At 59.4% G+C, this 25,867-nt stretch carries 26 protein-coding genes; 5 read left to right on the top strand and 21 right to left on the bottom strand.

Going from position 1 to position 25,867, the window contains the following annotated elements:
- Positions 1 to 102 precede the first annotated feature (102 nt).
- On the bottom strand, positions 103 to 1,461 hold the full coding sequence (fumC, locus tag ABWQ15_RS10750) for a class II fumarate hydratase (protein ID WP_353908774.1): 1,359 nt from the start codon (positions 1,459 to 1,461) through the stop codon (positions 103 to 105).
- A gap of 243 nt (positions 1,462 to 1,704) precedes the next feature.
- Between fumC and ABWQ15_RS10745 the strand changes: the two genes are divergently transcribed.
- Positions 1,705 to 2,520, top strand: coding sequence for a transketolase (locus tag ABWQ15_RS10745; RefSeq protein ID WP_353908773.1), 816 nt, complete (start codon positions 1,705 to 1,707; stop codon positions 2,518 to 2,520).
- A 1-nt stretch (position 2,521) separates the two neighbouring features.
- Positions 2,522 to 3,448, top strand: a complete 927-nt coding sequence (locus ABWQ15_RS10740) for a transketolase family protein (RefSeq protein WP_353908772.1) — start codon at positions 2,522 to 2,524, stop codon at positions 3,446 to 3,448.
- A 78-nt stretch (positions 3,449 to 3,526) separates the two neighbouring features.
- On the opposite strand, the gene ABWQ15_RS10735 is transcribed toward ABWQ15_RS10740, so the two are convergent.
- Positions 3,527 to 4,543, bottom strand: coding sequence for a LacI family DNA-binding transcriptional regulator (locus ABWQ15_RS10735; protein WP_353908771.1), 1,017 nt, complete (start codon positions 4,541 to 4,543; stop codon positions 3,527 to 3,529).
- A gap of 387 nt (positions 4,544 to 4,930) precedes the next feature.
- On the opposite strand from ABWQ15_RS10735, the gene gap reads away from it, so the two are divergent.
- On the top strand, positions 4,931 to 5,944 hold the full coding sequence (gene gap / locus ABWQ15_RS10730; protein ID WP_353908770.1) for a type I glyceraldehyde-3-phosphate dehydrogenase: 1,014 nt from the start codon (positions 4,931 to 4,933) through the stop codon (positions 5,942 to 5,944).
- Between the two features lie 147 nt (positions 5,945 to 6,091).
- On the opposite strand, the gene ABWQ15_RS10725 is transcribed toward gap, so the two are convergent.
- From ABWQ15_RS10725 to acpP, 12 genes are all read right to left on the bottom strand, one after another.
- Positions 6,092 to 6,553: a MarR family winged helix-turn-helix transcriptional regulator gene (locus ABWQ15_RS10725; RefSeq protein ID WP_353908769.1), complete on the bottom strand. Its 462-nt coding sequence runs from the start codon at positions 6,551 to 6,553 to the stop codon at positions 6,092 to 6,094.
- A gap of 55 nt (positions 6,554 to 6,608) precedes the next feature.
- Positions 6,609 to 7,043: a 3-hydroxyacyl-ACP dehydratase FabZ gene (gene fabZ, locus ABWQ15_RS10720; RefSeq protein WP_502919122.1), complete on the bottom strand. Its 435-nt coding sequence runs from the start codon at positions 7,041 to 7,043 to the stop codon at positions 6,609 to 6,611.
- Positions 7,044 to 7,046: 3 nt separating this feature from the next.
- The gene (gene fabF / locus ABWQ15_RS10715; protein ID WP_353908768.1) at positions 7,047 to 8,288 is read right to left on the bottom strand and encodes a beta-ketoacyl-ACP synthase II; all 1,242 of its coding nucleotides are present in this window, start codon (positions 8,286 to 8,288) and stop codon (positions 7,047 to 7,049) included.
- 90 nt (positions 8,289 to 8,378) lie between these two features.
- A complete protein-coding gene (gene fabG / locus ABWQ15_RS10710; protein ID WP_353908767.1) occupies positions 8,379 to 9,122 on the bottom strand; it encodes a 3-oxoacyl-[acyl-carrier-protein] reductase in 744 nt (247 codons plus the stop codon).
- Positions 9,119 to 10,057: an ACP S-malonyltransferase gene (fabD, locus tag ABWQ15_RS10705; RefSeq protein ID WP_353908766.1), complete on the bottom strand. Its 939-nt coding sequence runs from the start codon at positions 10,055 to 10,057 to the stop codon at positions 9,119 to 9,121. The genes fabG and fabD overlap by 4 nt, the downstream gene beginning before the upstream one ends.
- On the bottom strand, positions 10,054 to 10,986 hold the full coding sequence (locus tag ABWQ15_RS10700) for a nitronate monooxygenase (protein ID WP_353908765.1): 933 nt from the start codon (positions 10,984 to 10,986) through the stop codon (positions 10,054 to 10,056). The genes fabD and ABWQ15_RS10700 overlap by 4 nt, the downstream gene beginning before the upstream one ends.
- Positions 10,987 to 11,025: 39 nt before the next feature.
- Positions 11,026 to 11,973 (bottom strand): beta-ketoacyl-ACP synthase III, encoded by a 948-nt coding sequence (locus tag ABWQ15_RS10695; RefSeq protein WP_353908764.1) that lies wholly within the window; start codon positions 11,971 to 11,973, stop codon positions 11,026 to 11,028.
- The gene (locus ABWQ15_RS10690) at positions 11,970 to 12,785 is read right to left on the bottom strand and encodes an acetyl-CoA carboxylase carboxyltransferase subunit alpha (RefSeq protein WP_353908763.1); all 816 of its coding nucleotides are present in this window, start codon (positions 12,783 to 12,785) and stop codon (positions 11,970 to 11,972) included. Before ABWQ15_RS10690 ends, ABWQ15_RS10695 begins: the two co-directional genes overlap by 4 nt.
- Complete coding sequence (accD, locus tag ABWQ15_RS10685; RefSeq protein ID WP_353908762.1) at positions 12,778 to 13,638, bottom strand: acetyl-CoA carboxylase, carboxyltransferase subunit beta; 861 nt, start codon at positions 13,636 to 13,638, stop codon at positions 12,778 to 12,780. Before accD ends, ABWQ15_RS10690 begins: the two co-directional genes overlap by 8 nt.
- Positions 13,635 to 15,023: an acetyl-CoA carboxylase biotin carboxylase subunit gene (accC, locus tag ABWQ15_RS10680; RefSeq protein WP_353908761.1), complete on the bottom strand. Its 1,389-nt coding sequence runs from the start codon at positions 15,021 to 15,023 to the stop codon at positions 13,635 to 13,637. Before accC ends, accD begins: the two co-directional genes overlap by 4 nt.
- A gap of 2 nt (positions 15,024 to 15,025) precedes the next feature.
- Positions 15,026 to 15,466, bottom strand: a complete 441-nt coding sequence (locus tag ABWQ15_RS10675; RefSeq protein WP_353908760.1) for an acetyl-CoA carboxylase biotin carboxyl carrier protein — start codon at positions 15,464 to 15,466, stop codon at positions 15,026 to 15,028.
- Positions 15,467 to 15,609: 143 nt separating this feature from the next.
- On the bottom strand, positions 15,610 to 15,840 hold the full coding sequence (gene acpP / locus ABWQ15_RS10670) for an acyl carrier protein (RefSeq protein ID WP_353908759.1): 231 nt from the start codon (positions 15,838 to 15,840) through the stop codon (positions 15,610 to 15,612).
- 284 nt (positions 15,841 to 16,124) lie between these two features.
- Here acpP and ABWQ15_RS10665 point away from each other — a divergent pair, with 284 nt between their 5' ends.
- Together ABWQ15_RS10665 and fliB are read left to right on the top strand one after the other, a co-directional pair.
- The gene (locus tag ABWQ15_RS10665; RefSeq protein WP_353908758.1) at positions 16,125 to 17,288 is read left to right on the top strand and encodes a MalY/PatB family protein; all 1,164 of its coding nucleotides are present in this window, start codon (positions 16,125 to 16,127) and stop codon (positions 17,286 to 17,288) included.
- 16 nt (positions 17,289 to 17,304) lie between these two features.
- Positions 17,305 to 18,330 carry a flagellin lysine-N-methylase gene (gene fliB / locus ABWQ15_RS10660; RefSeq protein WP_353908757.1) on the top strand — a complete coding sequence of 342 codons (1,026 nt, stop codon included), beginning with the start codon at positions 17,305 to 17,307 and terminating at the stop codon, positions 18,328 to 18,330.
- Positions 18,331 to 19,128: 798 nt separating this feature from the next.
- On the opposite strand, the gene ABWQ15_RS10655 is transcribed toward fliB, so the two are convergent.
- The 7 genes from ABWQ15_RS10655 to malQ form a co-directional block, all read right to left on the bottom strand.
- Complete coding sequence (locus tag ABWQ15_RS10655) at positions 19,129 to 19,971, bottom strand: DegV family protein (protein WP_353908756.1); 843 nt, start codon at positions 19,969 to 19,971, stop codon at positions 19,129 to 19,131.
- Between the two features lie 93 nt (positions 19,972 to 20,064).
- On the bottom strand, positions 20,065 to 21,207 hold the full coding sequence (locus ABWQ15_RS10650) for a glycerate kinase family protein (RefSeq protein WP_353908755.1): 1,143 nt from the start codon (positions 21,205 to 21,207) through the stop codon (positions 20,065 to 20,067).
- A gap of 200 nt (positions 21,208 to 21,407) precedes the next feature.
- Positions 21,408 to 21,980 carry an ATP-binding cassette domain-containing protein gene (locus ABWQ15_RS10645; protein ID WP_353908754.1) on the bottom strand — a complete coding sequence of 191 codons (573 nt, stop codon included), beginning with the start codon at positions 21,978 to 21,980 and terminating at the stop codon, positions 21,408 to 21,410.
- Positions 21,977 to 22,765, bottom strand: a complete 789-nt coding sequence (locus ABWQ15_RS10640; RefSeq protein WP_353908753.1) for an ABC transporter permease — start codon at positions 22,763 to 22,765, stop codon at positions 21,977 to 21,979. The genes ABWQ15_RS10645 and ABWQ15_RS10640 overlap by 4 nt, the downstream gene beginning before the upstream one ends.
- Positions 22,743 to 23,762, bottom strand: coding sequence for an ABC transporter substrate-binding protein (locus tag ABWQ15_RS10635; protein ID WP_353908752.1), 1,020 nt, complete (start codon positions 23,760 to 23,762; stop codon positions 22,743 to 22,745). The genes ABWQ15_RS10640 and ABWQ15_RS10635 overlap by 23 nt, the downstream gene beginning before the upstream one ends.
- Before the next feature lie 15 nt (positions 23,763 to 23,777).
- Positions 23,778 to 24,044 carry a TM1266 family iron-only hydrogenase system putative regulator gene (locus ABWQ15_RS10630; protein ID WP_353908751.1) on the bottom strand — a complete coding sequence of 89 codons (267 nt, stop codon included), beginning with the start codon at positions 24,042 to 24,044 and terminating at the stop codon, positions 23,778 to 23,780.
- A gap of 262 nt (positions 24,045 to 24,306) precedes the next feature.
- Entirely contained in the window at positions 24,307 to 25,785 is a 1,479-nt protein-coding gene (gene malQ, locus ABWQ15_RS10625) for a 4-alpha-glucanotransferase (protein WP_353908750.1), read from the bottom strand.
- Between the last annotated feature and the right edge of the window lie 82 nt (positions 25,786 to 25,867).

Genomic DNA, 25,867 nt, shown 5'->3' with positions numbered 1-25,867 from the left:
CTTTTCTTCGTAATCCAGTTTTCCAATAAGGGCGTCCGACCCGCTCTGTTCCGCGTCCCGATGGCGAACACGATCAAACGCGCTTTGACCAGCAAGAGGGTCTCAAACCATCTTCTCCGGCCGCACCGCCGCATCAAACTCCTCCGCCGACAAAAGTTCCAGCGCCAGCACCGCCTCTTTCAGCGTCGTACCGTCGTGAAGGGCCTTTTTGGCGCACTCAGCCGCCTTTTCATAGCCGATTTTCGGAGTCAGACAGGTCACCAGCATCAGAGAATTGTGGAGGTTGTACGCCATCCGTTCCCGGTCGGCGGTCAGCCCCTCCATGCAGTGGACGCGGAACGAGTCCATCGCGTCCGCCAGCAGCCGGGCGGACTGTAAAAAGTTCTGCGCGCACACCGGTAGAAATACGTTCAGCTGGAAATTCCCCTGAGACGCGGCAAAGCCGATGGCCGCGTCGTTGCCTATCACCTGCACGGCAACCATCGTCACCGCCTCACACTGAGTGGGATTCACCTTTCCCGGCATAATGGAGCTGCCCGGTTCGTTCTCCGGGATGTGGACCTCTCCCAGCCCGCAGCGCGGACCGGCGGCGTACCAGCGCACATCGTTGGCAATCTTCATCAGATTCGCGGCCAGCGCCTTCAGCGCCCCGTGGGCAAACGCCAGCGCATCCTGACTGGTCAGGGCGTGGAATTTGTTTTCATCCGGGATGAATTCCGTCCCCGTCAGCTCCGTGAGATACCCGCAGACCCGGACGTCAAAGCCCTTCGGCGCATTCAGTCCGGTACCCACGGCGGTGCCGCCGATGGCCAGACGCCGAAGCTCTTCCAAAGCCGCCTCCAGCATCCGGCAGGGTGCGGCCACCAACTCCCGCCAGCCGGATATCTCCTGAGAAAAGCGCAGAGGCGTGGCATCCTGCAAATGGGTGCGGCCGATTTTGATGACATCTTCATTTTCCCTCTCCAGCCGCGCCAGCGTCCTGCCCAGCCGCTTCGCTGCGGGCAGGACGCCGCTCTCCACCGCCAGCACCGCCGCGATATGCAGCACGGAGGGAAAGGTATCGTTGCTGGACTGGGAGGCATTCACATGGTCGTTGGGGTGAAGCTGCTCGCCCTTTTCCGCCGCCAGATGGGCGATCACCTCGTTGACGTTCATGTTCGTCTGGGTACCGGAGCCGGTCTGCCAGACCGCCAGTGGGAACTCCCCCTCCCATTTCCCCGCCCGGATTTCCTCGCAAACGGCGGAAACGGCGTCCGCCTGCTCCGCCGTCAGCTTGCCGCAATCCGCGTTGACCCGGGCGCAGGCCTCCTTCAGGCAGGCGAAGGCCGCGATGATCTCCCCGGGCATCTTCTCCGTGCCGATTTTAAAGTTTTCAAAGCTGCGCTGCGTCTGGGCCCCCCAAAAATGCTCCGCAGGGACAAATATCTCGCCCATGGTGTCGCGCTCAAGTCTTGTTGGCATAACGTGCTCCCCCGTTTTTATGATTTTTTACCATTATAGCGGGGTTTTCCCTGCCGCGCAAGTCTCCCGCACGGAGAACCGCGTCTTTTCACCGCAGAGAGTATTTTGTTCCGGGACGCGGCTCGGGTCGCCGGAAAACAGCGGAATTCCGCGAGGTGGTTCTTTCTTGACACGTCCTGCCACTTGTGATACCGTAAGGACTCAGGAACAAACCCCAAATTCACGGGAATATGGAGGAATAATATGACAACGCAAGAGTTGGAAAAATTCTGTGCGGCGGTCCGGCGGGACATTATCAATATGACCGCCAACGCCGGCAGCGGACACCCAGGCGGCTCACTCTCCGCGGTGGAGATGATGAGCGCCGCGTTCTGCACGCAGATGCGGGTGGACCCCAAGAATCCCAGGGATCCCAACCGCGACCGCTTTGTCCTGAGTAAGGGCCACGCCGCCCCCTGCTACTACGGCATACTGGCAGAGCTGGGTTTCTTCTCCAAGGATGAATTCAAAAACTTCCGCCAGCTTCACAGCATTCTTCAGGGCCACCCCGACGCGAAAAAGGTCCCCGGCGTGGACGCCTCCACAGGCTCTTTGGGCCAGGGCGTCTCCATCGCCGTGGGCATGGCGCTGGCCGCCAAGCACATGGGCAAGGACACAAAGGTGTTCGCCATGTGCGGTGACGGTGAAGTGCAGGAGGGCCAGATCTGGGAGGCGTTTATGTCTGCCGCCCACTATAAGCTGGACAATCTCACCGTCCTCTTTGACAACAATGGTCTTCAGATCGACGGCTCCAACGACGAGGTCATGAGCCTGGGAGACCTGCCTGCAAAGCTCCGGGCCTTTGGTTTCGACCTGATTGAGCTGCCTGACGGCAACGACGCCGCCGCCGTGGCGCAGGCCATGAGCCGCCCCATCGTCCCCGGCATGCCCCGGTGCATTCTGGGCCACACAGTTAAGGGCAAGGGCGTGTCCTTTATGGAAAATCAGGCGGGATGGCACGGTAAGGCTCCCAATGAGGAGCAACGGGCACAGGCCCTTGCGGAACTGGAGGGAAAGTAAGATGGCTGAGAAAATCGCAACCCGCGTCGCTTACGGCGAGGCGCTGATCGAGCTGGGCGCGAAAAACGACAAGGTGGTCGTTCTGGACGCGGATCTGGCCGGCTCCACCCAGACCGGGAAATTCAAGAAGGTCTATCCCGACCGCCACTTCAACATGGGCATTGCAGAGGCCAACATGGTGGATGTGGCCGCCGGTATGTCCACCATGGGCCTGATCCCCTTCTGCTCCACCTTCGCCATGTTCGGAACGGGCCGTGCCTACGAGCAAGTGCGCAATACCGTCGCCTATCCGAAATTCAACGTGAAGCTGTGCATGACCCATGCGGGCCTCTCCGTGGGCGAAGACGGCGGCAGCCATCAGTCCATTGAGGACCTTGCTCTCATGCGGGTCATCCCCGGTATGACGGTCATTGTACCCGCCGACGCCAACGAGGCGAAAAAGGCCGTCTTTGCTCTGGCGGAATATGACGGTCCCGCCTATCTTCGGCTGACGCGCCTTTCCTCTCCGGTGTTTGAGGAGGATTATCCCTTTGAGATCGGCAAGGCCAACGTCATGCGGGAAGGCGCCGACGTGGCGGTGTTTACCTGTGGACTGATGGTCTGCGAGTGCCTGGAGGCCGCAAAGCTCCTGGAGTCCGATGGCATCCACGCCAGCATCATCAATGTCCACACCATTAAACCCATCGATGCGCAATGCGTTACGAAATACGCGAAGCAGTGCGGCGCGGTGGTTACTGTGGAGGAACACAGTGTGATTGGAGGCCTGGGCGACGCGGTGGCCGACGTCCTCATGGGGAAGGTCACCTGCAAATTCCGAAAGCTTGGCGTCGACGATCAGTTCGGTCAGTCCGGCAAGCCGGAAGATGTTTTGCGGGAATACGGCCTCACCGCCGATCAGATCGCGGCAAATATCAAGGCCTCCCTGTAACGTCCGGACATCTTAAACAGTTTTTCAGCAGACAAAGCACGCCGACGGATTTTCCGACGGCGCGCTTTTTTCATATGTTCAGCGGTCTGAATGATTCCAGGACTTTGGCAAATCATATGGTCGGTAGGACGAGGTGAGTACCTTTTCAAAAATCGGCGCGTCCGGGTTCTCCACCCTCTTCAAAATCTCCTCGCCTGCGGCGACACCCAGCTCATTCACCGGCTGAACGATCGAGTCAATCTGACTGGCGTAGAGCTGGTAAAAGTCGGACTCGTAATCCACAAAGCTGACAAGGTCCATGTCCCTGGCCAGCTGCACGCCTTTGCGGTGGAGATAGATAATGGACTCCGAGGCCATCAGGCCGTTGGTGACGATCACCGCGTCGCAATTTTGCTCCATCAGCTCATCAAGGCATGTACGCGCACTGTTTTCCATGGAATCACCGTACCGGATGAAGGTCTCCTCCGGAGCCAGACCGCAGTCTGAAATGGCCTGCTGATAGGCGGAAATGCGTTCCTTCGTGGTGGACAGACGGGGCAGGCCCCCGATAATGCCGATGCGCCGGTCTCCCTTGCCCACCAGACGGCAGACACTGCGGTAGATGGGCTGGAAATTGGACACACAAACGGAGGAAAATTTTTTCTCGCTGAAGACCCGGTCCACCAGCACCACCGGAAATCCGGCGGGAAGCAGACTGCTCAGCTGCTCAAAGCTGTCCATGGTACTGGCGATCAGAAGGCCGTCCACCAGCCCCGCGGTCAAGAGGCGGACATTCTTCTCCTCCCGCTCCATATCCTCCTTGGTATTGGCAATGATGAGGTGATAGCCGGCAGCGGCCAGATAATTTTCCACCGACTCGATCATCGTGGCAAAAAATTTGTTGGATATATCCGGAACAATAAAGCCGATGGTCTTTTTCTTTCCGGTGCGAAAGCTCCGGGCTGAGGCGTCCGGCGTATAACCCAGCTGGGAAATGGCAGCATAGACCTTTTCCCGCGTCTCCTCCGAGACGTACCGCGTGTTGTTGATGGTGTGTGAAACGGTGGCCGTGGACACGCCGGCCATCTTCGCCACATCGCTGATGGTCACTTTCATAGTGGAGGACCGTCCCTTTCTCACTTTTCTTGCTTTCCCGGATACCTCTCGGGCAACAAACGAAAAAGCGCAAGTATGGCGCTTTTCGCCGCTTTCTCTCTTTGCGTAAGCCGTCTTGAAATTACGTAATCCTTTAATTTGTTTTAAGTATATGCTCCTTTCGGCGTAACGTCAAGTCCTTGTCCCGTTTTTTTGAGTAAAAACTGTGCAGTTTTTCCATGAATTATTGGTTTTATACAAGGAATCCGGGGAATTCTTATAGTTTTTAACACTTGCAAAGAAAACCGAGTTATGATAATATGCTTATGCAAACGATTACCAATACGTTTGCGCAATCGTTTTTAACGGCCGCAAAGCTGGGCCGTACTTTGAAAGGGGACTTATCTCATGAAGACTCAAATCGGTATTAATGGCTTTGGGCGCATCGGCCGTCTGGTTTTTCGCGCCGCTCTGACCCGTGACGACGTGGAGGTCGTTGCCCTGAACGATCCGTTCATGACCCCCGACTATATGGCCTATATGCTGCGCTACGACACCACCCACGGCCAGTTTCAGGGCACCATTGCCTATGAAGACGGCGCCCTGATCGTCAACGGGCAGAAGATCACCATCTTCGCTGAGAAGGAAGTCGGCAACATTCCCTGGGGCAAGGTGGGCGCGGAGTATATCTGCGAGTGCACCGGCCAGCACCTGACCAAGGAAAAGTGCCAGGGCCACATTGACGCCGGCGCGAAGCACGTGGTCATGGGCGCTCCTTCCAAGGATGACACCCCGATGTTCGTCATGGGCGTCAACAACAAGAAGTACACTTCCGAGATGAAGTTTGTGTCCAACGCCTCCTGCACCACCAACTGCCTGGCCCCCATTGCCAAGGTTCTCCATGAAAACTTCGGCATCAAGGAAGGCCTGATGACCACCGTCCACTCCGTCACCCCCACCCAGAAGATTCTGGACGGTGCCTCTTTGAAGGATTGGCGCGGCGGCCGTGCCGCCTGCGGCAACATCATTCCCTCCTCCACCGGCGCCGCCAAGGCCGTGGGCAAGGTCATCCCCGAGTTGAACGGCAAGCTGACCGGCATGTCCATGCGCGTTCCCACTCTGGACGTCTCCGTGGTGGATTTGACTGTCACTCTGGAGAAGCCCGCCTCCTATGAGGAAATCTGCAAGACCATGAAAGCCGCCTCCGAGGGAGAGCTGAAGGGTGTTTTGGGCTACACCGAGGACCCCGTGGTCTCCTCCGACTTCCTGGGCGATCCCCGCACCTCCATCTTCGACGCCGAGGCCGGTATCGCTCTGACCGACAGCTTTGTGAAGGTAATTTCCTGGTACGACAACGAGTGCGGCTATTCCAACAAGATGGTGGATTTGATTCGCTATATGTCCTCCGTGGACCACAAGTAAGCCGTCTGTAAATCAAATAGAAAAGGCGCGCCGCAGCTGCGGCGCGCCTTTTTTAATCTTTTCGATAAATCCTGCGGCGGCTAAACTGCCGCCCCGAATTTCCCCGACTTTTCGGGATGGCAGCTGTTTCCAATCCCTTGCGAGCTTCTATCTGTCGGCTTCGGAGGTATCCGGAAGCTCCACCTCCGGCATCAGTTCCTTGCTGATTACGCTGAGGATCTCCGCCAGTTTTGCGCAGTCGGCGGGAGAAAAGTGCCGCTCTATCCGGTCCATGACTTCCTTTACATAGGCAGTGCTGATATTGTAGTAGTCCACATACTTTTGCGTCACCCGCAGGTGATACTCCCGCCGGTCCTCAGGGGACTGCACCCGGTCTACATACCCTTTCTTTACCAGGCTGTTGACCTTATATGCGGCGTTGGACGGAGAGATGTGCAGAAAAGACGCAAACTCATTGATCGTGGGATTCCCAAACGCCTGAATGGACTCCATGCAAAAAGTCTCCACCGTGGTCAGGCTGGCTTCCCGCGACTGAAAGCGGGTCAAAACCTCCTGGTAGAAATGTAGCTTAAACTTTGTGTAAACCTCAAAAAAGAGCTGATCCAGCATGGCAAAATTCACCGCCTTCAAAATCTGCGCCGCTAAATATCGCGCGGCCGGGCCTTCATTGCCCGATGGCGAAGGTCAGCTCCGCCGTTGCCACAACCTTTCCATCCACTCTGGCCTCCGCCTCGCCAATTCCCACCGGGCCCCGCTGCTTGGTCAGGGTGCAGGTTATCTCCAGCACATCGCCGGGAGTCACCTGCTGCTTAAAGCGGGCATTTTTCACCGCACCCAGCAGGGCGATTTTACCCTTGTTGGACGGCAGCGACAAAACGGCTACACCGCCCACCTGCGCCATGGCCTCGATCAGAAGGACGCCCGGCATCACATGCTTCTGGGGAAAATGTCCCTGAAAAAACGGTTCATTTACCGTCACGCACTTGATCCCCTTGGCCCACTTTCCCTCTTCGCCGTCCACAATCCTGTCCACCAGCGCAAAGGGATAGCGATGGGGCAGAATCTCGGCAATCTCGTCGGAATTAAACTGCATTCCCATTGCTCACGCCTCCCATTTCTTCAGCAGGATGCTGCCGTTGTGCCCGCCAAAGCCCAACGAGTTGGAAAGGGCGTAACGAAGGTCGCTGTCGCGGCCCGTGTTTGGCACCACGTCCAGATCGCAGGCGGGGTCCGGAACCTGATAGTTGATGGTTGCGGGGAGGTATCCTTCTTTTAGCGCCAGAGCGGAGAACACCGCCTCCACCGCGCCCGCCGCGCCCAGCATGTGGCCGGTCATGGACTTGGTAGAACTGACGGCCAGCTTATTCGCGTGATCTTTGAACACCGCCTTGATCGCCGCCGTTTCACCGGCGTCGTTCAGTGGAGTTGATGTTCCGTGGGCGTTGATATAGTCCACAGCCTCGGGCTTTACGTCCGCGTCCGCCAGCGCAAGGGCCATGGCCTTTGCGCCGCCGCTGCCGTCAGGCAGGGGGGCGGTCATATGATAGGCGTCGCAGGTAGCGCCGTAGCCGACGAATTCCGCGTAAATCTTGGCGCCCCGGGCCTGGGCGTGGCCCAGCTCTTCCAGCAGCAGGATCGCCGCGCCCTCGCCCAGAACAAAGCCGCTGCGCTCCGCGTCGAAAGGAATGGAGGCACGGCTGGGGTCCTGGCTCTGGGTCAGGGCCTTCATGGTGGTGAACCCGCCGATGGCCAGCGGCGTCACGGAAGACTCGCTGCCGCCGCATAACATCACGTCGGCGTATCCGTCCCGGATGTAATGGAAGGCATCGCCCGCGGCGTTGGTGCCGCCGGCGCAGGCCGTCACCGGGCAGGAACACATTCCCCGGAAGCCGGAGTCGATGGCAATGCGGCCCGCCGCCATGTTGCAGATGGCCATGGGGATATAGAAGGGGGACACGCGGTCAAAGCCCTTTTCCCTGCCCCTATCGTGCTCATCCTCGGTGATTTGCAGCCCGCCGATGCCGCTGGATACGATGACGCCGCAGCGGTCCAGATCGGCCTGTTCCCCGTCAAACCCGCTGTCTTTCAGCGCCTCTCGGGCGGCGATCACGGCAAACTGGGTGAAGCGGGCCATGTGCTTGGCCTCTTTTTTATCAAGGAAGTCTTCCGGCTGATAGTCTTTGACCTCCGCCGCCAGCGTGACCTTCTGGTCCGTGACGTCGAAGGCGGCGATGCTGGCGACACCGCATACCCCATTCCGCACCGCCCACCAGCTCTCGGCGGCGGAGTGTCCGATGGGCGTGATCGCACCGATGCCGGTAATCACAACTCGTCTTTTGTCCATAATTGGCTATCTCCTTTTGCATTTATCCGTACAGGGGACTCACGCTTCCCGGTTCGCTGAAGATCCCGGCGCGTTTATCTCCCTGTCGTTTTACATTCCCATTCCGCCGTCCACACCTAAGATCTGGCCGGTGATATACGCGGCCTCATCGCCGGCAAGAAACGCCACGGCGTCCGCCACATCCTCCGGCGCTCCCAGTCGGGCCATGGGGATCGTAGCAAGTAAAGCGGTTTTTGCCGCCTCGGGAAGAGCGTCGGTCATATCCGTGGTGATAAAGCCGGGAGCCACGGCATTCACTGTAATGCCCTTGGCGGCCAGCTCCTTGGCGAGAGACTTCGTCATGCCGATGACGCCTGCCTTGCTGGCGGCGTAGTTCACTTGTCCGGCATTCCCGTGAATGCCCACTACAGAGCTGAGATTCACAATGCGTCCGTATTTTTGCCGGAGCATGATGCGGCTCACCGCTTTCATACACAAAAACGTACCCTTCAGATTCGTGTCAATCACCGCGTCGAAGTCTTCCTCTTTCATCATCATTGCCAGACCGTCCCGGGTAATACCGGCGTTGTTCACCAGAATATGAATGTGGCCGAACTCCTTCACGGCGGTATCCATCAGGGCCTTGACCGCCTCGCTGTCCGCCACGTTTCCCTGTACGGCGCGAACCTGCGCACCCATGCTCTCCAGTTCCTTCACCGTCTCCTGTGCGGCGGCGGTGTTCCCGGCGTAGGAAAAGACGACGTTCGCGCCGCCCTCTGCCAGCTTGCGGCAGACGGCCCGCCCCAGCCCCCTGCTTCCGCCGGTGATCACAGCGGTCTTTCCTCTAAAACTCATTCGTACTTCACCTCTTTCAGCAGCTCCGGCAGTTTTTCAACGTCCTCCGCCGTCTCCACGGCGAAAACCGGAACGTCCGGCAGCGTCTTTTTTACAAAACCGCTCAACGCCTTGCCCGGTCCGATCTCCACAATGGCGTCCACTCCCAGCGTGGCCATGGCGCGGATGCAGTCCTCCATATAGACGCAGGACTGAACCTGCCGCTCCAACAGGGTGGGAATGGTATCTCCCGCTCCCCGCTCGCCGCCCAGGCAGTTGTGCAGGACGGGAATCTGCGGTTCCTTGAACTCCACGGTCTTGAAATACGCGCCCAGCGCGTCCCCGGCGGGCTTCAAAAGCGACGTGTGGAACGGTCCGCTGACCTTCAGAGGCATACAGCGCTTCGCACCGTTTTCTTTGGCAATCACAGCAGCCTTTTCAACAGCCGCCCTCTCGCCGCCGATGACAATCTGGCCGGGACAGTTAAAGTTGCAGGGTTCTGCAACACCTACGTCGGACGCGGCTTTACAGGCGGCGGCAACCGTCTCCCGGTCCGCGCCCAGCACCGCCATCATGGCGGATTCCACGCCCTTTGCCGCGTCGGCCATGGCCTTTCCCCGGAAAGCAACTACTTTTACAGCCGTTTTCGCGTCGAACACGCCCGCGGCATACAGAGCAGAGTATTCGCCCAGAGACAGACCCGCCGCCGCCGCGGGAACGATTCCCTTCTCTGCCAGCACATCCGTCAGTCCCACGGCAAAGGCCACCATACAGGGCTGCGTATACTGCGTTTCGTTCAAAATGCCGTCCGGGTCCGTAAAGGACACGGCCTTCAAATCGAAATCCACGTCCGCACCGTCCAGTACCGCCCGAAACGCCGGGTACTTCTCATACAGGTCCGCGCCCATGCCAGGATGCTGCGCGCCCTGTCCGGCATACAAAAATCCAAGCTTCATAGCTGTGCCGCCAATTCTTTGATGCGGGCGTCGCCTCCGGCCACCAGCTCGGCAAAAATCTGACGCAAGGGCTTGATCTCGTGGAGCATTCCGGCCACCTGCCCAGTCATGACGCTGCCGGTTTCCACGTCGCCCTCCAGCACCGCCCGGCGCAGCCCGCCCAGCGTCACGTGCTCCAGTTCTTCCAGCGTGGCGTTGCGTTTTTCCAGCTCCAGATACGTGCGGGACATCTTGTTTTTCAGCACCCGGACCGGTCCGCCGATGCTGCGGCCCGTCACCACGGTGTCGGAGTCCTTCGCTTTGAGAATCGCCTGCTTATAGTTCTCATGGATGGGACACTCCGCGCTTGCCAGCAGGCAGGTTCCCACCTGTGCGCCGATGGCGCCCAGAGCATAAGCGGCGGCCAGTTGCCGGCCGTCGGCAATGCCGCCGGCCGCAATGACGGGCACGCGCACCGCATCGACCACCTGCGGCACCAGGGCCATGGTGGTCATCTCGCCCACATGGCCGCCGGACTCGGTGCCCTCGGCGATGAAGGCGTCCACGCCGTAACGCTCCAGCCGCTTGGCAAGCACCGCCGCCGCCACCACGGGCATCACCTTGATGCCCGCCTCTTTCCAGGCAGGAATATATTTTCCGGGATTGCCCGCGCCGGTGGTCACAACCCGGACCCCCTCTTCCAAAATCACCTGCGCAATGTCGTCCGCAAACGGGCTCATCAGCATCAGATTCACGCCGAAGGGCTTGTTCGTCAGCTCCTTGGCCCGGCGGATTTCCTGACAGAGCCGGACTCCGTCCCAGCCGCCGGTGGCGATCATGCCCAGTGCGCCCGCGTTGGAGCAGGCGGCGGCAAATTCGCCGGTGGCGATATTGGCCATACCGCCCTGGATGATGGGAAACTCCGTTCCCAGCAGTTCATTCAGTCTCATATCCTGTCACTCCCCCGCATTCGTGGAAGTCCTTTCTATCTACTTAAATTCCGCCAGCGCCGCGCCCCAGGTACGGCCGCCGCCAAAGCCCACCATCATCACACGGCTGCCTGAGCCGATTTTCCCAAGCTCCGAAAGCTCGCTGAGAACTATGGGGATACTGGCGGCGGAGGTATTGCCATACCTGCTGATATTTTTGTAATATTTCTCTTCGGGGATATGGTACTTCTTCACCGCCAGGTCAATGATGCGGGTGTTGGCCTGATGGAACACAAAGAAATCCACGTCGTCAACGGTTTTGCCGTTGCGCTTGAGTACCTCGTCGATGCACCACGGAACTGCGGTGACGGCAAATTTGAACACCGACTGGCCTTGCATAAAGATCTGGGGTGGGTCCTTGTGGCCCGCGCCGGTGACGCCCAGCATCTCGCTGTCGCCTTCGCAGCCAAGCAGCGCATGGATGGACTCGTAATCCTCGCTCCACTCCACCACGGCGGCTCCCGCGGCGTCGCCGAAGAGAACGCAGGTAGACCGGTCCTCCCAGTTGATAAACCGGCTGAGCATCTCCGCGCCCAGCACCAATCCGTACTTCCGGGGAGAGGCCGCCAGCATACACTCCATGGTGTGTATGGCAAACAGAAAGCCGCTGCATGCGCCGTTGAGGTCAAAGCAGACCGTGTCGTTTCGCAGTCCCAGATCCCGCTGCACAAGGCACGCGGCGGAGGGCGCCAAAAAATCCGAGGACAGGGTGGCAACGATGCACACCCCGATCTCCTCGGGCTTCACGCCCGCCTTTCGAAGCGCCATCTTAGCCGCCTCGCGGCACATGTCGGAGTGGGTCTCCGTTTCGCAGTGATGGCGGGTTTTGATGCCGGTGCGAGAGGTGATCCACTCGTCGCTGGTGTCCACAATCTTCTCTAAATCGGCATTTGTCATCAGCTTCGGCGGGGCGTAATGTCCCACGCCGCAAATCTTGATTCCGCTCATTGGTCCTCCTTCGGGGGTGTCCCCATCTGTCTGAATTTCTGATACCGCCCGGCCGCCAGTGCTTCGCCGCTCTGCCGGGAGAGGGCCTTAAGGTTCCGCTCCAGAGCTTTATCCAGCTCGCGCAGTGCGATCTCCGGTGCCAGATGCGCGCCGCCCGCGGGTTCCGGGACGATCTCATCAATGACGCCCAGCCGCTTCAAATCCGGAGCCGTCAGCTGCATCAGCTCACAGGCCTCCTCACGCCGGGAGGAATCCTTCCACAGAATCGTGGCAAAGCCCTCCGGGGAGAGGATGGAGTACACCGCATTTTCCAGCATCAGAACCCGGTCGGCAACACCCAGCGCCAGTGCGCCGCCGCTGTTACCCTCGCCGGTGACGGTGGCAACCACCGGCACGGTGAGCCGGCTCATCTCCATCAGATTCCGGGCAATGGCCTCACCCTGGCCCCGCTCTTCGGCCTCCATGCCGGGATAGGCGCCCGGCGTATCGATAAAGGTCAGAATGGGACGGTGAAATTTCTCTGCCTGCCGCATCAGGCGCAGCGCCTTGCGATAACCCTCCGGAGAGGGCATCCCGAAATTGTATCTGAGATTTTCATCCAGCGTCCTGCCCTTGCGGGTGCCGATGACCGTGACGGGCCGCCCGTGGAACCGTGCGATGCCGCCCAGAATGCTCTCGTCCTCTCCGGCGAAGCGGTCGCCCCGCTGGATAAAGAAGTCCGTAAACAAGCCGGAGATAATCTCCTGTACATTGGGCCGCTGCGAATGGCGGGCAATCGTCACCCTCTGCGCGGCAGTCATTATCTCAGCCATTGCGGCCTCCTCTCTCGTGGAGCGCCAGAAGGCGGGAAATCACCCCGCGCAGCTCGCTCCTCGGCACCACCGCGTCCACGAAGCCATGCTCCAGCTGAAACTCCGCCCGCTGGAAGCCCTCCGGCAATTTCTGGCCAATGGTCTGCTCGATGACCCGAGGCCCGGCAAATCCGATCAGCGCCCCCGGCTCCGCCAGAATCACGTCGCCAAGGCTCGCAAAGCTGGCTGTCACGCCGCCGGTGGTGGGGTTTGTTAAAACCGACAGGAAAAAGCCGCCCTTTTCGTCGAATCTGGCAAGAGCCGCGCTGGTCTTGGCCATCTGCATCAGGGACAGAATCCCCTCCTGCATCCGGGCGCCGCCGCTGGCGGAAAAAAGGATCAAGGGAAGCTTGTATTTTGTCGCATACTCAATGGCCCGGGTAATCTTCTCGCCCACGGCGGCGCTCATGCTGCCCAAGAAGAACCGTCCATCCAGAACTCCCGCCACACACTTGCGCCCGTCCACCGTGCCCACGGCGGTGACCACTGCCTCATTCAGGCCGGTCTTCTTCTGGGCGGCTTCCAGCTTTGCCTGATAGCCGGGAAAATGAAGTGGGTCAGAGGAGGTCAGGCGGGCATTCAGTTCCCGGAAAGAGCCGGGGTCAAGAATCGTACTGAGGCGGAAATAGCCGCCCAAAGGCAGGTGGTATCCGCAGTAAGGGCAGACGTACTGCGCTTGCGCCAGCTCACCTGCACCCACGGTCTGGCCGCAGCCGGGGCAGACCGTACCGGCGGGGGCCGTGTGGATCCGCCCGTCCCGAAAGGCTTTCATCGCCAGCAGCTTTTGCCGACGCTGGGCAAAAATGGACGTCATTTCGCAGCCTCACTTTCCGCCGCCCGGCGATCCCAGTCCACCAGCTCTTGGAGGTGATTTTCCAGAAACGCCGTGGTACACACGCCCCGGACATAGTCGGGGTGATACAAAATCAGATGGCTCAGTCCCGCGTTCGTTGGGAAGCCCTCGATGGTCAACTCCTCCAACGCCCGGCGCATCCGGCGGATCGCCTCCAGCCGGGTGGGGGCGTGGACCAGAACCTTTGCCACCAGAGAATCGTAGTAGGGCGGCAGGATATAGCCGCTATACAGTCCGGAGTCAATTCGGACGCCGGTGCCGCCGGGGAAATAAACAAAGCTGGCCGTTCCGGGGCAGGGGCGAAAATTCGCCTCCGGGTCCTCCGCGTTGACGCGGCATTCAATGGCGTGGCCGCTGAGCTTCACGTCCTCCTGCTTCATACCCAAGGGCAGACCCGCGGCAATACGGATCTGCTGGCGCACGATGTCAATACCGGTGACCATTTCCGTGACACCGTGCTCCACCTGCACCCGGGTGTTCATCTCGCAAAAGTAAAATTGGTTGTCCTCCGCCAGCAGGAATTCCACCGTACCGGCGTTTTCATAGCCAACCGCCTGAGCCGCGCGGACCGCCGCCGCACCCATTTCCTGCCGAAGCTCCGGGGTGAGACACCGGGCGGGAGCTTCCTCGATAAGTTTTTGATTCCGGCGCTGAACCGAGCAGTCCCGGTCAAACAGATGGATGGTGTGGCCCTGACTGTCCGCCAGAATCTGAAACTCGATGTGCCGGGGGTTCTGCACAAATTTTTCAAGATACATGGTCCCGTCGCCAAAGCAGGCCACGGCCTCCGCGCTGGCCTCATGGAACGCGGCGGGCAGCTCCTCCGGGGAATTTACTTTGCGGATACCCCGTCCGCCGCCTCCGGCGCTGGCCTTCAGCAGCACGGGATAGCCCACCTCCGCCGCGATCTTCAGCGCGGCGTCCGCATCGGCCACTGGGCCGTTGGACCCGGGAACGGTAGGAACTCCCGCCGCTTTCATCAGCGCGCAGGCGGCGGCCTTGCTTCCCGCCTTGCGGATGGCGGAGCCGGAGGGCCCGATAAACTTCGAGCCCGCTTCCGCGCAGGCATCGGCAAAGTCGGCGTTCTCTGACAAAAAACCGTATCCGGGGTGAACGGCGTCGCAGCCCGTGGCTCTTGCCACGGTCAGCAGGGCCGACTGATTGAGATAACTGTCGGCAGCCTTCGGCGGGCCAATGCACACGCTCTGGGTGGCCAGCTGGACATGGAGTGCCTCAGCGTCGGCGGTGGAATACACCGCCACAGTCTCAATTTCCATCTCCCGGCAGGCCCGCAGCACCCGCAGCGCGATCTCGCCCCGGTTGGCGATCAAAATGCGCTTGAACATGCTTATGCCTCCCGATAGCGAAAGACGGGCGCGTCAAAAGCCAGCAGCTCGCCGTTTTTTGCCAGTACCTCCTCGATCACGCAATTACAGGGGGCGGTGACCTCGCTCATCATCTTCATGGCCTCGATCAGACACACGGTCTGTCCCTTGTGGACCTGGTCTCCGGCTTTTACCAGCGACGGCTGATCGGGGGCGGCGGCAGCGTAAAACGTCCCTACCAGTGGGGCGCGGATCACAAGGTGCTCCTCTGCGGCGGGTGCGGGTGCCGCAACGAATGCGGGTGCAGCGACGGCGGCGAGCGCCGCAGAGGCTGCTGCGGCGGGCGCAACGGCGGTCCCGGCGCGGCTGAGTTCCAGCGTGTCGCCGCCGATGCACACCTTCATGGTCAAAACGCTGCTGCGCTCAAAGCGGTCCAGCAGTTCGAAAATCTCGGAATTGGTCATGGTTCTCCTTCCTTTTTCCGCGGTCACCCGAAGACTCTCCGAAGGCCGCGGGGCCTTTTGCCGCCCTTGCCGGGCGGTTCAAAAAACGCACATGGAGTGCAAAAGGGAACCGCAACGGTTCCCTTTCAGGCAATCTGTAAAAATCAGTCCCTATGGGCTTCCAGATACTTTACAATGTCACCCACGGTCTTCAGGTTGGGCAGTTCCGCGTCGTCGATTGCAACGCCGGTGGCCTCCTCCAGCGCCATGACCAGCTCCACGGAAGCCAGAGAATCGGCGCCCAGGTCGTCTGCCAAAGAGGCCTCCATGGTCACCTGATCAGCCTCGCAAGCCAGAGTCTCCACGATCACGTCGCGTACTTTTTCAAAATCCATTATAAAAGCTCCTTAAAAATTTTTAGTAAAAAAATTTGAACTAAAATGCTTGAAGTCATTTTAACCGCCGGGTCCACGTTTGTCAATAGCAAAAAATGCGAGATTTTGTCGGCTTCCCTGTCAGAAACGGTACATATTTACCTACCGCTCAACCGCCGTTTGGAGCCTGGCGTTTTGCGGGATTGCGCCTGACCCAAAAGCGTGGTAAAATACCGAATTGCAAGGATCTTTCCTGTGTGATGCTTTTATATAATGTATAAGTGGTTAAAGGAAGCGAGGGTATTATGAGATATGATTTTGATGCCGTAATGGATCGTTCGGCTAACCATGCCGCCAAATACGACGAGCGGCTCAAGAAGTTTGGTACGGAAGATGTGATTCCCCTGTGGATCGCGGACATGGACTTTCGGACTGCCCAGCCCATTATTGACGCGCTGAAAGCCCGCGCCGAGGAAGGCATTTGGGGTTATACCGCCCGGCCCGAGAGCTACTTTGCCGCCATTCGCGGCTGGCAGAAGCGGCGCAACGGCTGGGACATCGACCAGCGCCTGATGAGTTGGAGCCTGGGGGTGGTGCAGACCATCTCCGCCTGCGTGCGGCTGTTTACCCCGGAGGGCGGCAGTGTCCTCATTCAGACGCCGGTGTACTCCGAGTTTTACGATATGGCCGAAGCTTGGGGCCGCGTGGTGGTGGAGAGCCCGTTTGTGGAGAAGGACGGCGCTTGGGCCGTGGACTGGGCGGATTTTGAGGCGAAGCTCCGCCAGAGCGACCTGTTCCTGCTGTGCAATCCCCACAATCCGTTGGGTATTGTCTGGACGCCGGAGGAGTTGCGGAGGATGGCGGAGCTGTGCGAGAAATACCATGTGGTGCTGGTATCCGACGAAATCCACTCCGACCTGCTCTTCCACGGAAAAAAGCACACGCCTACCGCCACCGTGGCGGAAAACGTCATCACCTGCATCTCCGGCACGAAGACCTTCAACCTTGCCGGCCTGCAGGCCAGCGCCGCGGTGTTCCCCAACGCACATAGGAAGGAGGTCTACGACCACTTCTGGCAGCGCATGGATATTCACCGCAACAACGCCTTCTCCCTGACCGCCATGGAGGCTGCGTTTACCTCCGGCGACGAGTGGCTGGATCAGCTCCTCCCCTATCTCAGCGCCAATTTCGATTATATCCAGGATTACTGCGCCGCAAACATTCCGCAGATCAAGCCCAACGTTCCCGACGCCACCTATCTTGTCTGGCTGGACTGCCGCGAGCTGGGTCTGAGCAATCAGGAGCTTCACGATTTCATGATCCAAAAGGCAAAGCTGGGTCTGAACGACGGCGTCTCCTTCGGTCGGAGCCTCAGCGGCTTCATGCGGCTGAACGCCGCCTGTCCCCGCTCCGTACTGGAACAGGCCATGAATCAGCTGAAAAGCGCCGTGGACAGCCTGAAGCGTTAAAAAAGGAGACGGCGTTATGGACCTGCGCGCACCGGACTATTCCGATCAATTTCACTGTCTCGCGGGCGCGTGTCCCCACTCCTGCTGTAAAGGGTGGGAGGTGGTGATCGACTCTTCCACCGCCGATTTCTACCGCACCCTGCCCGGCCCACTGGGGGATCGTCTCCGGGCGGCGCTGCAAACGGAGGACGGAGAGGACTTTTTTGCGCTAACGGAGACGCTCCGCTGCCCTTTCTGGGATGCGGACGGCCTGTGTGAAATTCACCGTTTGCTGGGGTCCGAGCATACCAGCGAGGTCTGCCGCAGCCACCCCCGGTTTATTGAGGACTACGGGACTCTGCGGGAGACGTCCCTGTGCGCCTCCTGCCCGGAGGCCTGCCGTATGCTGTTGGCCTCCTCCTCGCCGCTGACGTTCCCCTTGTTCCGGACGGACGAAGCGGGAGAGCCGGCAGACCCGTGGCTCTCTCCCCTGCTGGCCGTTCGAGCAAAGTCGCTGGAGATTTTGCAGGACCGCTCCCTTCACCTTTATTCACGGTTTGCGGAGCTGCTGGCGTTTGCCGGAGCGGCTCAATCTCTGTTGGACGAGGACGCGGCAGACCGGCTCCCGGAGCTGTGCAGAGCGTGGATCACTCCGTCCGCCTCCGCCCAGCCCACCGGGGGCAACCTGTTTCCCCACGGCTGGGAGATCCTGTCCGGCCTTGAAATTCTGGGCAGTGACTGGCGGGCGCTGTTGCTCCGCGGGCCGGAAGCTGTTCCGGGCACGGTGCCGGCCCCTCTGCTGGAACGGATTGCCGCATACTTTCTGTTCCGTTATGAACTGAAAGCCATTAACGACGGCGATCTGCTGGGGCGGATGCAGTTCGCCGTGTTCAGCGTTCTGACCGTGGAGCGAACGGCAAGTCTGCTGCCACTTCGCGAGGCCCTGCGGCTCTATTGCCGGGAAATTGAACACAACGATGAGAATCTGGATGCGCTGCTGACGGTTTTTCGCACGGATCCTACGCTGGTTCCGGCTTCATTTTTCCAAGTACTGGAGCCTTAGCTGCAAACCGCACCCTTATAGTTGCATTTGCACCGTTATTTTGCATAATCTTTTTATTCAAAATTGTTGACAAATGTAGAAACGCACAGATCTCTCTTGACTTTTACACAGTAATGTGGTATTTAATAATTACCGGAAAGGAGTGAGTCCAATGGGCTAGTTCCAGAGGAATCCAATCTCATTTCTCACCGCCGCGTTTGGAAGAGGCAAATAGATTCCCGGCAGCGTACCTTTCCTCAGCGATCCCTTAAAATCTTGGCGAATTCCCGGTAGACTCCAGAGAAACCCAGGCAGAGTCCAAAGACGAAACATGGCTCATTCCAATGAGAAGCACGAGATTCCGTTTTGGTGATGTCCAAGGCAAGCGATCTGCGTGTACCCGATGTTTTAAGGATTGGCTGTTACCGAGCATTTCTCCGGTTTCCCGGTAATCTTGCAGAGTTTTTCGGTTACCCGCTAAGAATTTCCGGTTTTCAGATTTCCTCAGCCTTCCAAACGTGATTCTACGAAAGTGCGAGGTAGCGACATGGCAGAAAACCCCAGTCAGAAGTGACCCCCCATCTGCGTTGGACAGATGGGGGGTCGGAATTTTTTAAGGGGTTTATTGAGTCTCAACCAAAGTAATGATATAATAAAAATATATAATGTCAACTGAACAAAAGCTGTTTTTCCTACCGTCTGCTCTATGAAAGAAAACAGACGGCAAGGACTGCGTGATGGAATGAAGCTTTCGTCTTCAGCGTCAAAAACAACTCCGGCAGACAATTGTCCGCCGGAGTTGTTTGTTTTTTAGTCGGCTTAGCTCTTGCGGAAAATAACGAGTCCCAGCGTGTTGGGACCGCAGTGGGAAAAAATCGTGCAGCCTGTCTTTCCCTCCAGAATCCTGCCGAAGCGTTCGTCCTCCTGTAGGACCTCTCTGGCCGCGTCCGCCAGCTCCGGGCCAAAAGCGCTGTCTACCAGCCAGACTCGCTCTGTGTCGATATCCGTCCGTCCGTCCAGCCGGTCATGGAGAAACTCCGCCACCACCCGCTCCATAGAGCCTCGGTACTTCTTCGTCACGGACATCTTCCCGTCGATGACCTCCACGCAGGGACGGAGTTTTAAAAGATTTGCGCCGATAGCGGTGACGGTGCTGCACCGCCCGCCTTTTTTCATATAGTCCAGCCTCTCCATTACAAAGCTGACCTCTGCTCTGGTTCGCAGGTCCTCCAGCTCTGCCACGATCTCCGCAGGGGTTTTGCCCGCCTGGGCAGAGCGCGCCGCCCTCAGAGCCATCTCTCCGATTCCAACCGTCAGGTTGGCGGAATCCACCACATAGACCTCCGGCAGTTCCGCCGCCGCGATCTGGGCATTTTGATAACAGCAGGAAAATTCCGCTCCCAAATTAATGTGGATCACCGCGTCGTATTTTTCCAGCAGGCGGCTGAACAGATCGTAATAATCCGCCGCGTTTACCGCATTGGTGGTCGTGATGTCGCCGCCGGCATCCACATGGGCGGCAATATCCGCCGGGTGAATATCCACGCCGTCCCGATAGAGCTTTTCGCCTTTTACAATGCCAAGCGGCACCACCGTAATATCATTTTCCTGCAGCAGCGCATCGGGCAGGTCACAGGTACTGTCCGTGGTAATTTTGATCATGGGCGAGTCTGCTCCTTTTCGTATGTCTGATTTCTCCCTGAGTATATGTCAGTTATTCACAAGCAGCTTTCCGCTGCAATTGAATTGATTCTATCATAGCTTTCTCTGGATTTCAAGACTGCGGTACAGCCGCAGGACGTCCTCCGCTGTGGCCCGCAGGTCTCGCCTGCTTCTCAGCCGGGCCTGCTCATAGGGGACGGCCACGCGATTGATGGAGAACACCGCCGTGACGCCCAGCTCATAGATCGTCTCTGCGCCCTCGCCAATGTCGCCGACTATGGCGATCACCGGCACACCCCTGGCCCCGGCCCGGCGAGCTACGCCCGCCGCCACCTTGCCCCGCCGGCTCTGATCGTCCAGCCGGCCCTCCCCTGTGAAGACAATATCCGCACCGGAGAGCTTCTCTTCAAAGCCGACCGTATCCAACACGGTTTCGATCCCCATTTGCAGACGGCTTTTGAAAAACGCCGCCATTCCGGCGCCCATCCCGCCGGCTGCCCCCGCGCCGGGCAGGTCCCGCACCACCGCGCCGCAGTCCCGTTCCAGCACATCCGCCAGATGGGCAAGGCCCCCGTCCAGTCGGTGGACCATGGCTTCGTCCGCCCCCTTTTGGGGTCCGAATACAGCGGCTGCCCCAGCTTTGCCGCAAAGGGGATTGTCAATGTCGCACATTGTGATCATCGGAAGGACCGCAAGGGTTCGGTCCAATTCGGAAACATCAATGCGGGCAATGTCCTTCAGCGTCCCGCCAACAGGGGTAAAAACAGCTCCCCGCGCATCGTAAAATCGGACGCCGCAGGCCGCAGCCGCTCCGCAGCCGCCGTCGTTGGTGGCACTGCCGCCCAGGCACATGACGATTCTTTTGGCGCCCCGGCCTACGGCGTGGCGCAGCAGCTCTCCCACCCCAAACGTCGTGGTTCTCTCCGGATTTTTCGGGTCTGCCAGAGAAAAACCCGCAGCGGCAGCCATCTCCACCACTGCCGTCCCATCCGGCAGGAGGCCGTATCCCGCAGCGATCCGTTGGCCGTTAGGCCCGGTGCAGTCCACCGGCACCTTCTCTCCGCCTACGGCGGCAAGAAATGCATCAACGCTTCCCTCGCCTCCGTCCGCCACGGGCAGGGAAACGACCTCAGCCTGCGGATATATCCCACGAATCGCCGCCGCCAGTTCGCCGCAGACTTCTGCGGAGGTCATGGTGCCCTTGAAGGAATCAGGTACCAGAATGATCTTTTTCATGGTATACATCTCCAAAAGTCGTCTTCAATAACAGCTTTGCCATTTCTTCCATTGTACCACACAGTATCCGTACTGTCTAAAGAAATTTCAATATTTTTGAATGCACGCGTGGCAAAGCAAGCGGAGTCTCTTTTGAGCGGCCCCACTGCCGCAGAGATGAAGGAGCACGCCGCAAAGCGGCGTGCTCCCGGTTTCACGTTCTATTCCAGTCCCACGATTTTCGCATTCAGTCCAGCTGCATCCTCCATCTCATGGGTTACCAGCAGAACCGTCTTCCCCACCGCGCGGCGGCCAATGCAGGTGATGGCTCTTTTTCGGTTTTCGCCGTCCAGACCGGTGAACGGTTCGTCCAGCGCAAGAAAATCGAAGGGAACGCTCAGCGCCCGGGCCAGAGCCAGGCGGCGTTTCATGCCGCCGGAATACTCTCCGGCAGGTTTGCCGTCCACACCGTCAAGCCCAAGCTCCCTCAGGAGCTCCGCCGCCCGTCCCTCGTCATAGGCATCTCCCAGAACAAAGCGGAGATTTCTCGCCGCATCCAGCCGCTCCAGCAGACGGTCCTCCTGAAACACAGCGGAAAGGCGGGCTGTCTCCAGCCCGGTCACCGTACCGTCGTCCGGCCGCTCCAGCCCCAGCAGGATACGAACCAGTGTGGTCTTTCCTGCGCCGGAGGCAGCCATCAGGCAGGTAACGCCGGGTCCCAGCGTCAAATTCACGTTCCGCAGGATCCGTACGCCGCCGTAGGCCTTTGAAAGGTTCCTGATCTCCACGGTCATGGCTGCGCCTCCTTTGTCCCAATTCGGTCCAGCAGTCCGAGAATCAGCTTTTCAAAAACGGCGGACACCGCCACGATGGTTACCGTCCAGGCGAACAGCTCCGGCGTTTCCAGATAGACTTTCGCGGTGTAAAGTTGCTCGCCCACCGATCCTCTGGGAAGACCGATGACCTCCGCCGCCACGCCGGACTTCCAGCAAAGCCCCAGTCCCAGAGAACAGGCGGAGCGAAACCAGGGCAGCGCCTGAGGCAGATAAATGCCTCTCAGCCGACGGCCCAGCGGCACGCGGAACACCCGCACCATCTCCAAGAGCCGGCGGTCCGTGTGATCGACGCCCTCCAACAGATTCAGATACACCGTTGGGAACACCATCAGCGCGGAGATGAACAGCGACAACTGCCGGGATGGCAGCCACACCAGCGCCAAAATGATGAACGACACCACCGGCACCGTCTTCACCGCCGTCACCAGCGGGCTGAGCAGCTCCCGGACGGCCCGAAATCGCGCGGACAGTCCCGCCAGCACCGTCCCGGCTGCGCAGGCAATTAAAAATCCGCTGAAAATCCGGACGGCTGACCAGCCCACCGAGCGCCAGAAATCGGCGGTAACAGCCAACCGTGCAAGGCAGACCAACACCTCCGTCGGGGATGGCAGCAGCAGCCGCTGGCCCAGAGCTATAGCTCCCAACTGCCACAAAAGCAGCCAGAAGGCCACGGCCCAGACCCGGACGCCCTTTAAGGGAGGGCGCGTCCCTTTCCCGTTTTTACGCGCCGAAGTAGAAATCATCTTCCGGCAGGGCCCCACCCACAGACTTTGAGTTTTGATCGAACAGCACGGAGAGGTAGCCGGAGAGCTTCTGCTTCATCTCGCTGCCGGTGATGCACACGATGTTGCAGTTGGGAAGTGCCTTTTCCGCCACGGCGGCATCCACGATGTCATAGGAGCCGATCAGTTGCGCCGCATCGGCCACATTGCCGTTCACCCAATCCACGGAGGCGGCGTAATCCTGTAAAAACGCTTTCACCGCAGCGGGATTGGCGTCCACTACTTCCTTCCGGGCCACGATCACACCGGTAATCAAGCTGCTGCCGTTATCCAGCTTGTTCCACTCCTCGGTCAGATCCAGCGCCACCCGCAGGTCGCCCAATTTGTTCTGTGCCACTGTGACAAACGGCTGAGGCAGCAGAGCCACCGTGGCCTCGCCGGAGGCCAGAGCTGCCACGCACTCGCTGTGCTCGGATTTCCAGTCAATGGTCACATCCTTGTCCGGGTCCACGCCGTTCTCGCTCAAAAGGTACCGCAGGGCGTATTCCGGGGTGGAACCCTTCCCCGCCGCCACGATGGTCATGCCCCGAAGGTCGCTCATGGATTGCACCGCATTGCCGTTCTCCACGATGTAGAGGACGCCCAGGGTGTTCACCGCCAGCGTCTCAATCTGCCCCTCGGTCTTCTGATACAGCACCGCCGCCAGATTTGCCGGAACACAGGCCATATCCAGTTCTCCTTGGATCAGCTTGGGCGTCACCTCGTCGGCGGACGCCGCCAGAGAAAAGGTATATTGATTGGACAGGCTCTCGCCGGTCTTAGCGTCCTGCATCAGCTTCACAAGGCCCATGGCCGTGGGGCCTTTCAGGGCCGCGATGGAATAGGCGGTGGGGGTGACCTCCGCGGACGAGGACGCCGCGCCGGAGGACGCGCTGTTGCCGCTGTTGCCGCCGCAGGCGGCGAGGCTCATGATCATAGCGATCGTCAGAAGCATTGCAGAAATTTTTGTTCTTTTCATCGTTTCTTCCTCTTTTCAGTGAGTTTCTTCCAGCTTTTCCGCCGGAGCGTAGACGGTTTTTGCAGTGACGCCGTTCAGCCGCCCGACCTTTCCCGACAGGGCAGACACGGTCTCCTGGGGCGCGTCCACCGCCACGGAGATAATGTTGACGCCACGCTTCGGATAGGGCACTCCCATGCGCCCAATGATATACTGCCCAAATTCATGCAGAAGGCTGTTCAGTGCCTCCACAGATTCAGGGTCGCGGACTAAAATGGCAATTACTGCTACCCGGTTTTCCAAAAAATCAGCTCCTTTGCGATTTGCGCTGTCATCCGAACAAGTGAAAAGAGGACACGGCTTCTGCGCTGAAAAAAAGCCCCTCCGCCCGCAGGCGGAGGGGAGAACATACTTAAGCGGCGCGCGGCCTCCCGCGCGTTCCCTCTTCCGTCTTCCGGCTTGGAACGTATCCTCGCCAATCAGATGAACAGACATTATGAAAGGTGGACGGGCAGAGCGATTCTTTCCGTTCACAGGAAAATCATAGCACGTTTTTTGGGTTTCGTCAACCGTGCCGGGGTGGGCAGCGGCCCGCGTCCAGCGTCATCTGGTATATTTCGTCCGCCAGCTCATCGCCAGCCACATCGCAGGCCATTCGCCAGCGCCAGTTTCCCTCGGCGGTGCCGGGTACGTTGACGCGGCCCGGGTCGCTCAGATAGTCCTGCATTTGGGCGATAAAGGTATCCGCAACGCTGGTCTGCCCCGCCAAAAGCAGACGGTGGTGCAGCTCCTGGGGCGTTTTCGCATCCAGATACCGCATCGCATATGCCTCCTCCGCGTCGCTGGGTCGCCAGGATGCAATGGGCGCGTTATCGTGGGTTCCGGTATAGAGAAAACAGTTTCGCACGCAGTTATGGGGTAAATATCGGTTGTCCGGTCCGGAAAATGCGAATTCCAACACCTTCATACCCGGAAGCCCGGAGGTTCTCAGCAGTTCTTCCACGTCCGGCGTCAGCATTCCCAAATCCTCCGCCACAAATATAAGCTGAGGGAACCACCCGGTCAGCACGCCCACCAAGTCCATACCGGGACCGGGCTCCCAGCGGCCGTCCTTTGCGGTGACCGCCTCGGCGGGAACGGACCAATAGCTGGCAAAAGCCCGAAAATGGTCAATGCGGATCGCGTCAAACAGCTCTCCGGCCCGCTCCACCCGGCGAATCCACCAGCCAAAGCCGTCGGCTCTCATGTGGGACCAGTCGTACAGCGGATTGCCCCACAGCTGCCCGTCGGCGCAGAAATAATCCGGCGGCACCCCAGCAACGGACGAAGGACAGCCCTGCCCGTCCAGTAAAAACTGCTCCCGCTCCGCCCATACGTCGGCGGAGTCCAGGGACACGTAGATGGGAAGGTCTCCGAGAATTTTGACCCCCAGCCCGTTGGCGAAGGACTTCAGCGCGCTCCACTGCTCCGCAAAAACGTACTGAACCCAGATTTGGTAGGCAACGTCCTCCTCGTGCTCCGCCTGCCAGCGCTCCACCGCCTCTGGATCGTGACGGCGCAGGCCCTCGTCTGGCCAGTCCTGCCAGGGGAGGCCGTCAAAGGAGTCCTTGACGGCCTGATAGGCCGCGTAGTCCCGCAGCCAGCGCCGCTGAGACGCAAACGACTCCACCGCCGCCTTCTCCCGGTCATAGCCTCGGGAAAAGGCCAGCCGCAGCAGACGCTTTCGGTCGGCGTTGACTGTGGGATAATCCACCGATCTGCTATTTCCCTCCGAAACGGAAGCCAGTTCCTCCGCCGTCAGCAACCCCTCTGCCGCCAACAGCGGAAGGTCAATGAACGCCGGATTCCCGGCGTGGGTGGAAACGCTCTGGTAGGGGGAATCCCCGTTTCCCGCCGGGCCCACGGGCAATATCTGCCACCAGGTCTGGCCCGCGCGATGAAGAAACTTCACAAAATCCCGGGCGCTTTGGCCCAGGGAGCCGACGCCGTACGGCGAAGGCAGGGAGAATACCGGCATCAGAATGCCGGAGGTACGCTGCGACATGGGTAACCCCTCGCTTTATATTCAAGTTAGTTAATCAGTTTATGCCCCTGGCCTCCCGATGTCAAGAACGAGAACCGCCGCG

Source organism: Oscillibacter sp. (assembly GCF_040505565.1).
Taxonomy (GTDB): Bacteria; Bacillota; Clostridia; order Oscillospirales; family Oscillospiraceae; genus Oscillibacter.
This window is presented reverse-complemented; position numbering and strand designations above follow the sequence as displayed.

Excerpts from the sequence above, each read along its gene's own strand:
- fumC (WP_353908774.1), bottom strand. The coding sequence starts at position 1,461 with ATGCCAACAAGACTTGAGCGCGACACCATGGGCGAGATATTTGTCCCT.
- ABWQ15_RS10745 (WP_353908773.1), top strand. The coding sequence starts at position 1,705 with ATGACAACGCAAGAGTTGGAAAAATTCTGTGCGGCGGTCCGGCGGGAC.
- ABWQ15_RS10740 (WP_353908772.1), top strand. The coding sequence starts at position 2,522 with ATGGCTGAGAAAATCGCAACCCGCGTCGCTTACGGCGAGGCGCTGATC.
- ABWQ15_RS10735 (WP_353908771.1), bottom strand. The coding sequence starts at position 4,543 with ATGAAAGTGACCATCAGCGATGTGGCGAAGATGGCCGGCGTGTCCACG.
- gap (WP_353908770.1), top strand. The coding sequence starts at position 4,931 with ATGAAGACTCAAATCGGTATTAATGGCTTTGGGCGCATCGGCCGTCTG.
- ABWQ15_RS10725 (WP_353908769.1), bottom strand. The coding sequence starts at position 6,553 with ATGCTGGATCAGCTCTTTTTTGAGGTTTACACAAAGTTTAAGCTACAT.
- fabZ (WP_502919122.1), bottom strand. The coding sequence starts at position 7,043 with ATGGGAATGCAGTTTAATTCCGACGAGATTGCCGAGATTCTGCCCCAT.
- fabF (WP_353908768.1), bottom strand. The coding sequence starts at position 8,288 with ATGGACAAAAGACGAGTTGTGATTACCGGCATCGGTGCGATCACGCCC.
- fabG (WP_353908767.1), bottom strand. The coding sequence starts at position 9,122 with ATGAGTTTTAGAGGAAAGACCGCTGTGATCACCGGCGGAAGCAGGGGG.
- fabD (WP_353908766.1), bottom strand. The coding sequence starts at position 10,057 with ATGAAGCTTGGATTTTTGTATGCCGGACAGGGCGCGCAGCATCCTGGC.
- ABWQ15_RS10700 (WP_353908765.1), bottom strand. The coding sequence starts at position 10,986 with ATGAGACTGAATGAACTGCTGGGAACGGAGTTTCCCATCATCCAGGGC.
- ABWQ15_RS10695 (WP_353908764.1), bottom strand. The coding sequence starts at position 11,973 with ATGAGCGGAATCAAGATTTGCGGCGTGGGACATTACGCCCCGCCGAAG.
- ABWQ15_RS10690 (WP_353908763.1), bottom strand. The coding sequence starts at position 12,785 with ATGGCTGAGATAATGACTGCCGCGCAGAGGGTGACGATTGCCCGCCAT.
- accD (WP_353908762.1), bottom strand. The coding sequence starts at position 13,638 with ATGACGTCCATTTTTGCCCAGCGTCGGCAAAAGCTGCTGGCGATGAAA.
- accC (WP_353908761.1), bottom strand. The coding sequence starts at position 15,023 with ATGTTCAAGCGCATTTTGATCGCCAACCGGGGCGAGATCGCGCTGCGG.
- ABWQ15_RS10675 (WP_353908760.1), bottom strand. The coding sequence starts at position 15,466 with ATGACCAATTCCGAGATTTTCGAACTGCTGGACCGCTTTGAGCGCAGC.
- acpP (WP_353908759.1), bottom strand. The coding sequence starts at position 15,840 with ATGGATTTTGAAAAAGTACGCGACGTGATCGTGGAGACTCTGGCTTGC.
- ABWQ15_RS10665 (WP_353908758.1), top strand. The coding sequence starts at position 16,125 with ATGAGATATGATTTTGATGCCGTAATGGATCGTTCGGCTAACCATGCC.
- fliB (WP_353908757.1), top strand. The coding sequence starts at position 17,305 with ATGGACCTGCGCGCACCGGACTATTCCGATCAATTTCACTGTCTCGCG.
- ABWQ15_RS10655 (WP_353908756.1), bottom strand. The coding sequence starts at position 19,971 with ATGATCAAAATTACCACGGACAGTACCTGTGACCTGCCCGATGCGCTG.
- ABWQ15_RS10650 (WP_353908755.1), bottom strand. The coding sequence starts at position 21,207 with ATGAAAAAGATCATTCTGGTACCTGATTCCTTCAAGGGCACCATGACC.
- ABWQ15_RS10645 (WP_353908754.1), bottom strand. The coding sequence starts at position 21,980 with ATGACCGTGGAGATCAGGAACCTTTCAAAGGCCTACGGCGGCGTACGG.
- ABWQ15_RS10640 (WP_353908753.1), bottom strand. The coding sequence starts at position 22,765 with ATGATTTCTACTTCGGCGCGTAAAAACGGGAAAGGGACGCGCCCTCCC.
- ABWQ15_RS10635 (WP_353908752.1), bottom strand. The coding sequence starts at position 23,762 with ATGAAAAGAACAAAAATTTCTGCAATGCTTCTGACGATCGCTATGATC.
- malQ (WP_353908750.1), bottom strand. The coding sequence starts at position 25,785 with ATGTCGCAGCGTACCTCCGGCATTCTGATGCCGGTATTCTCCCTGCCT.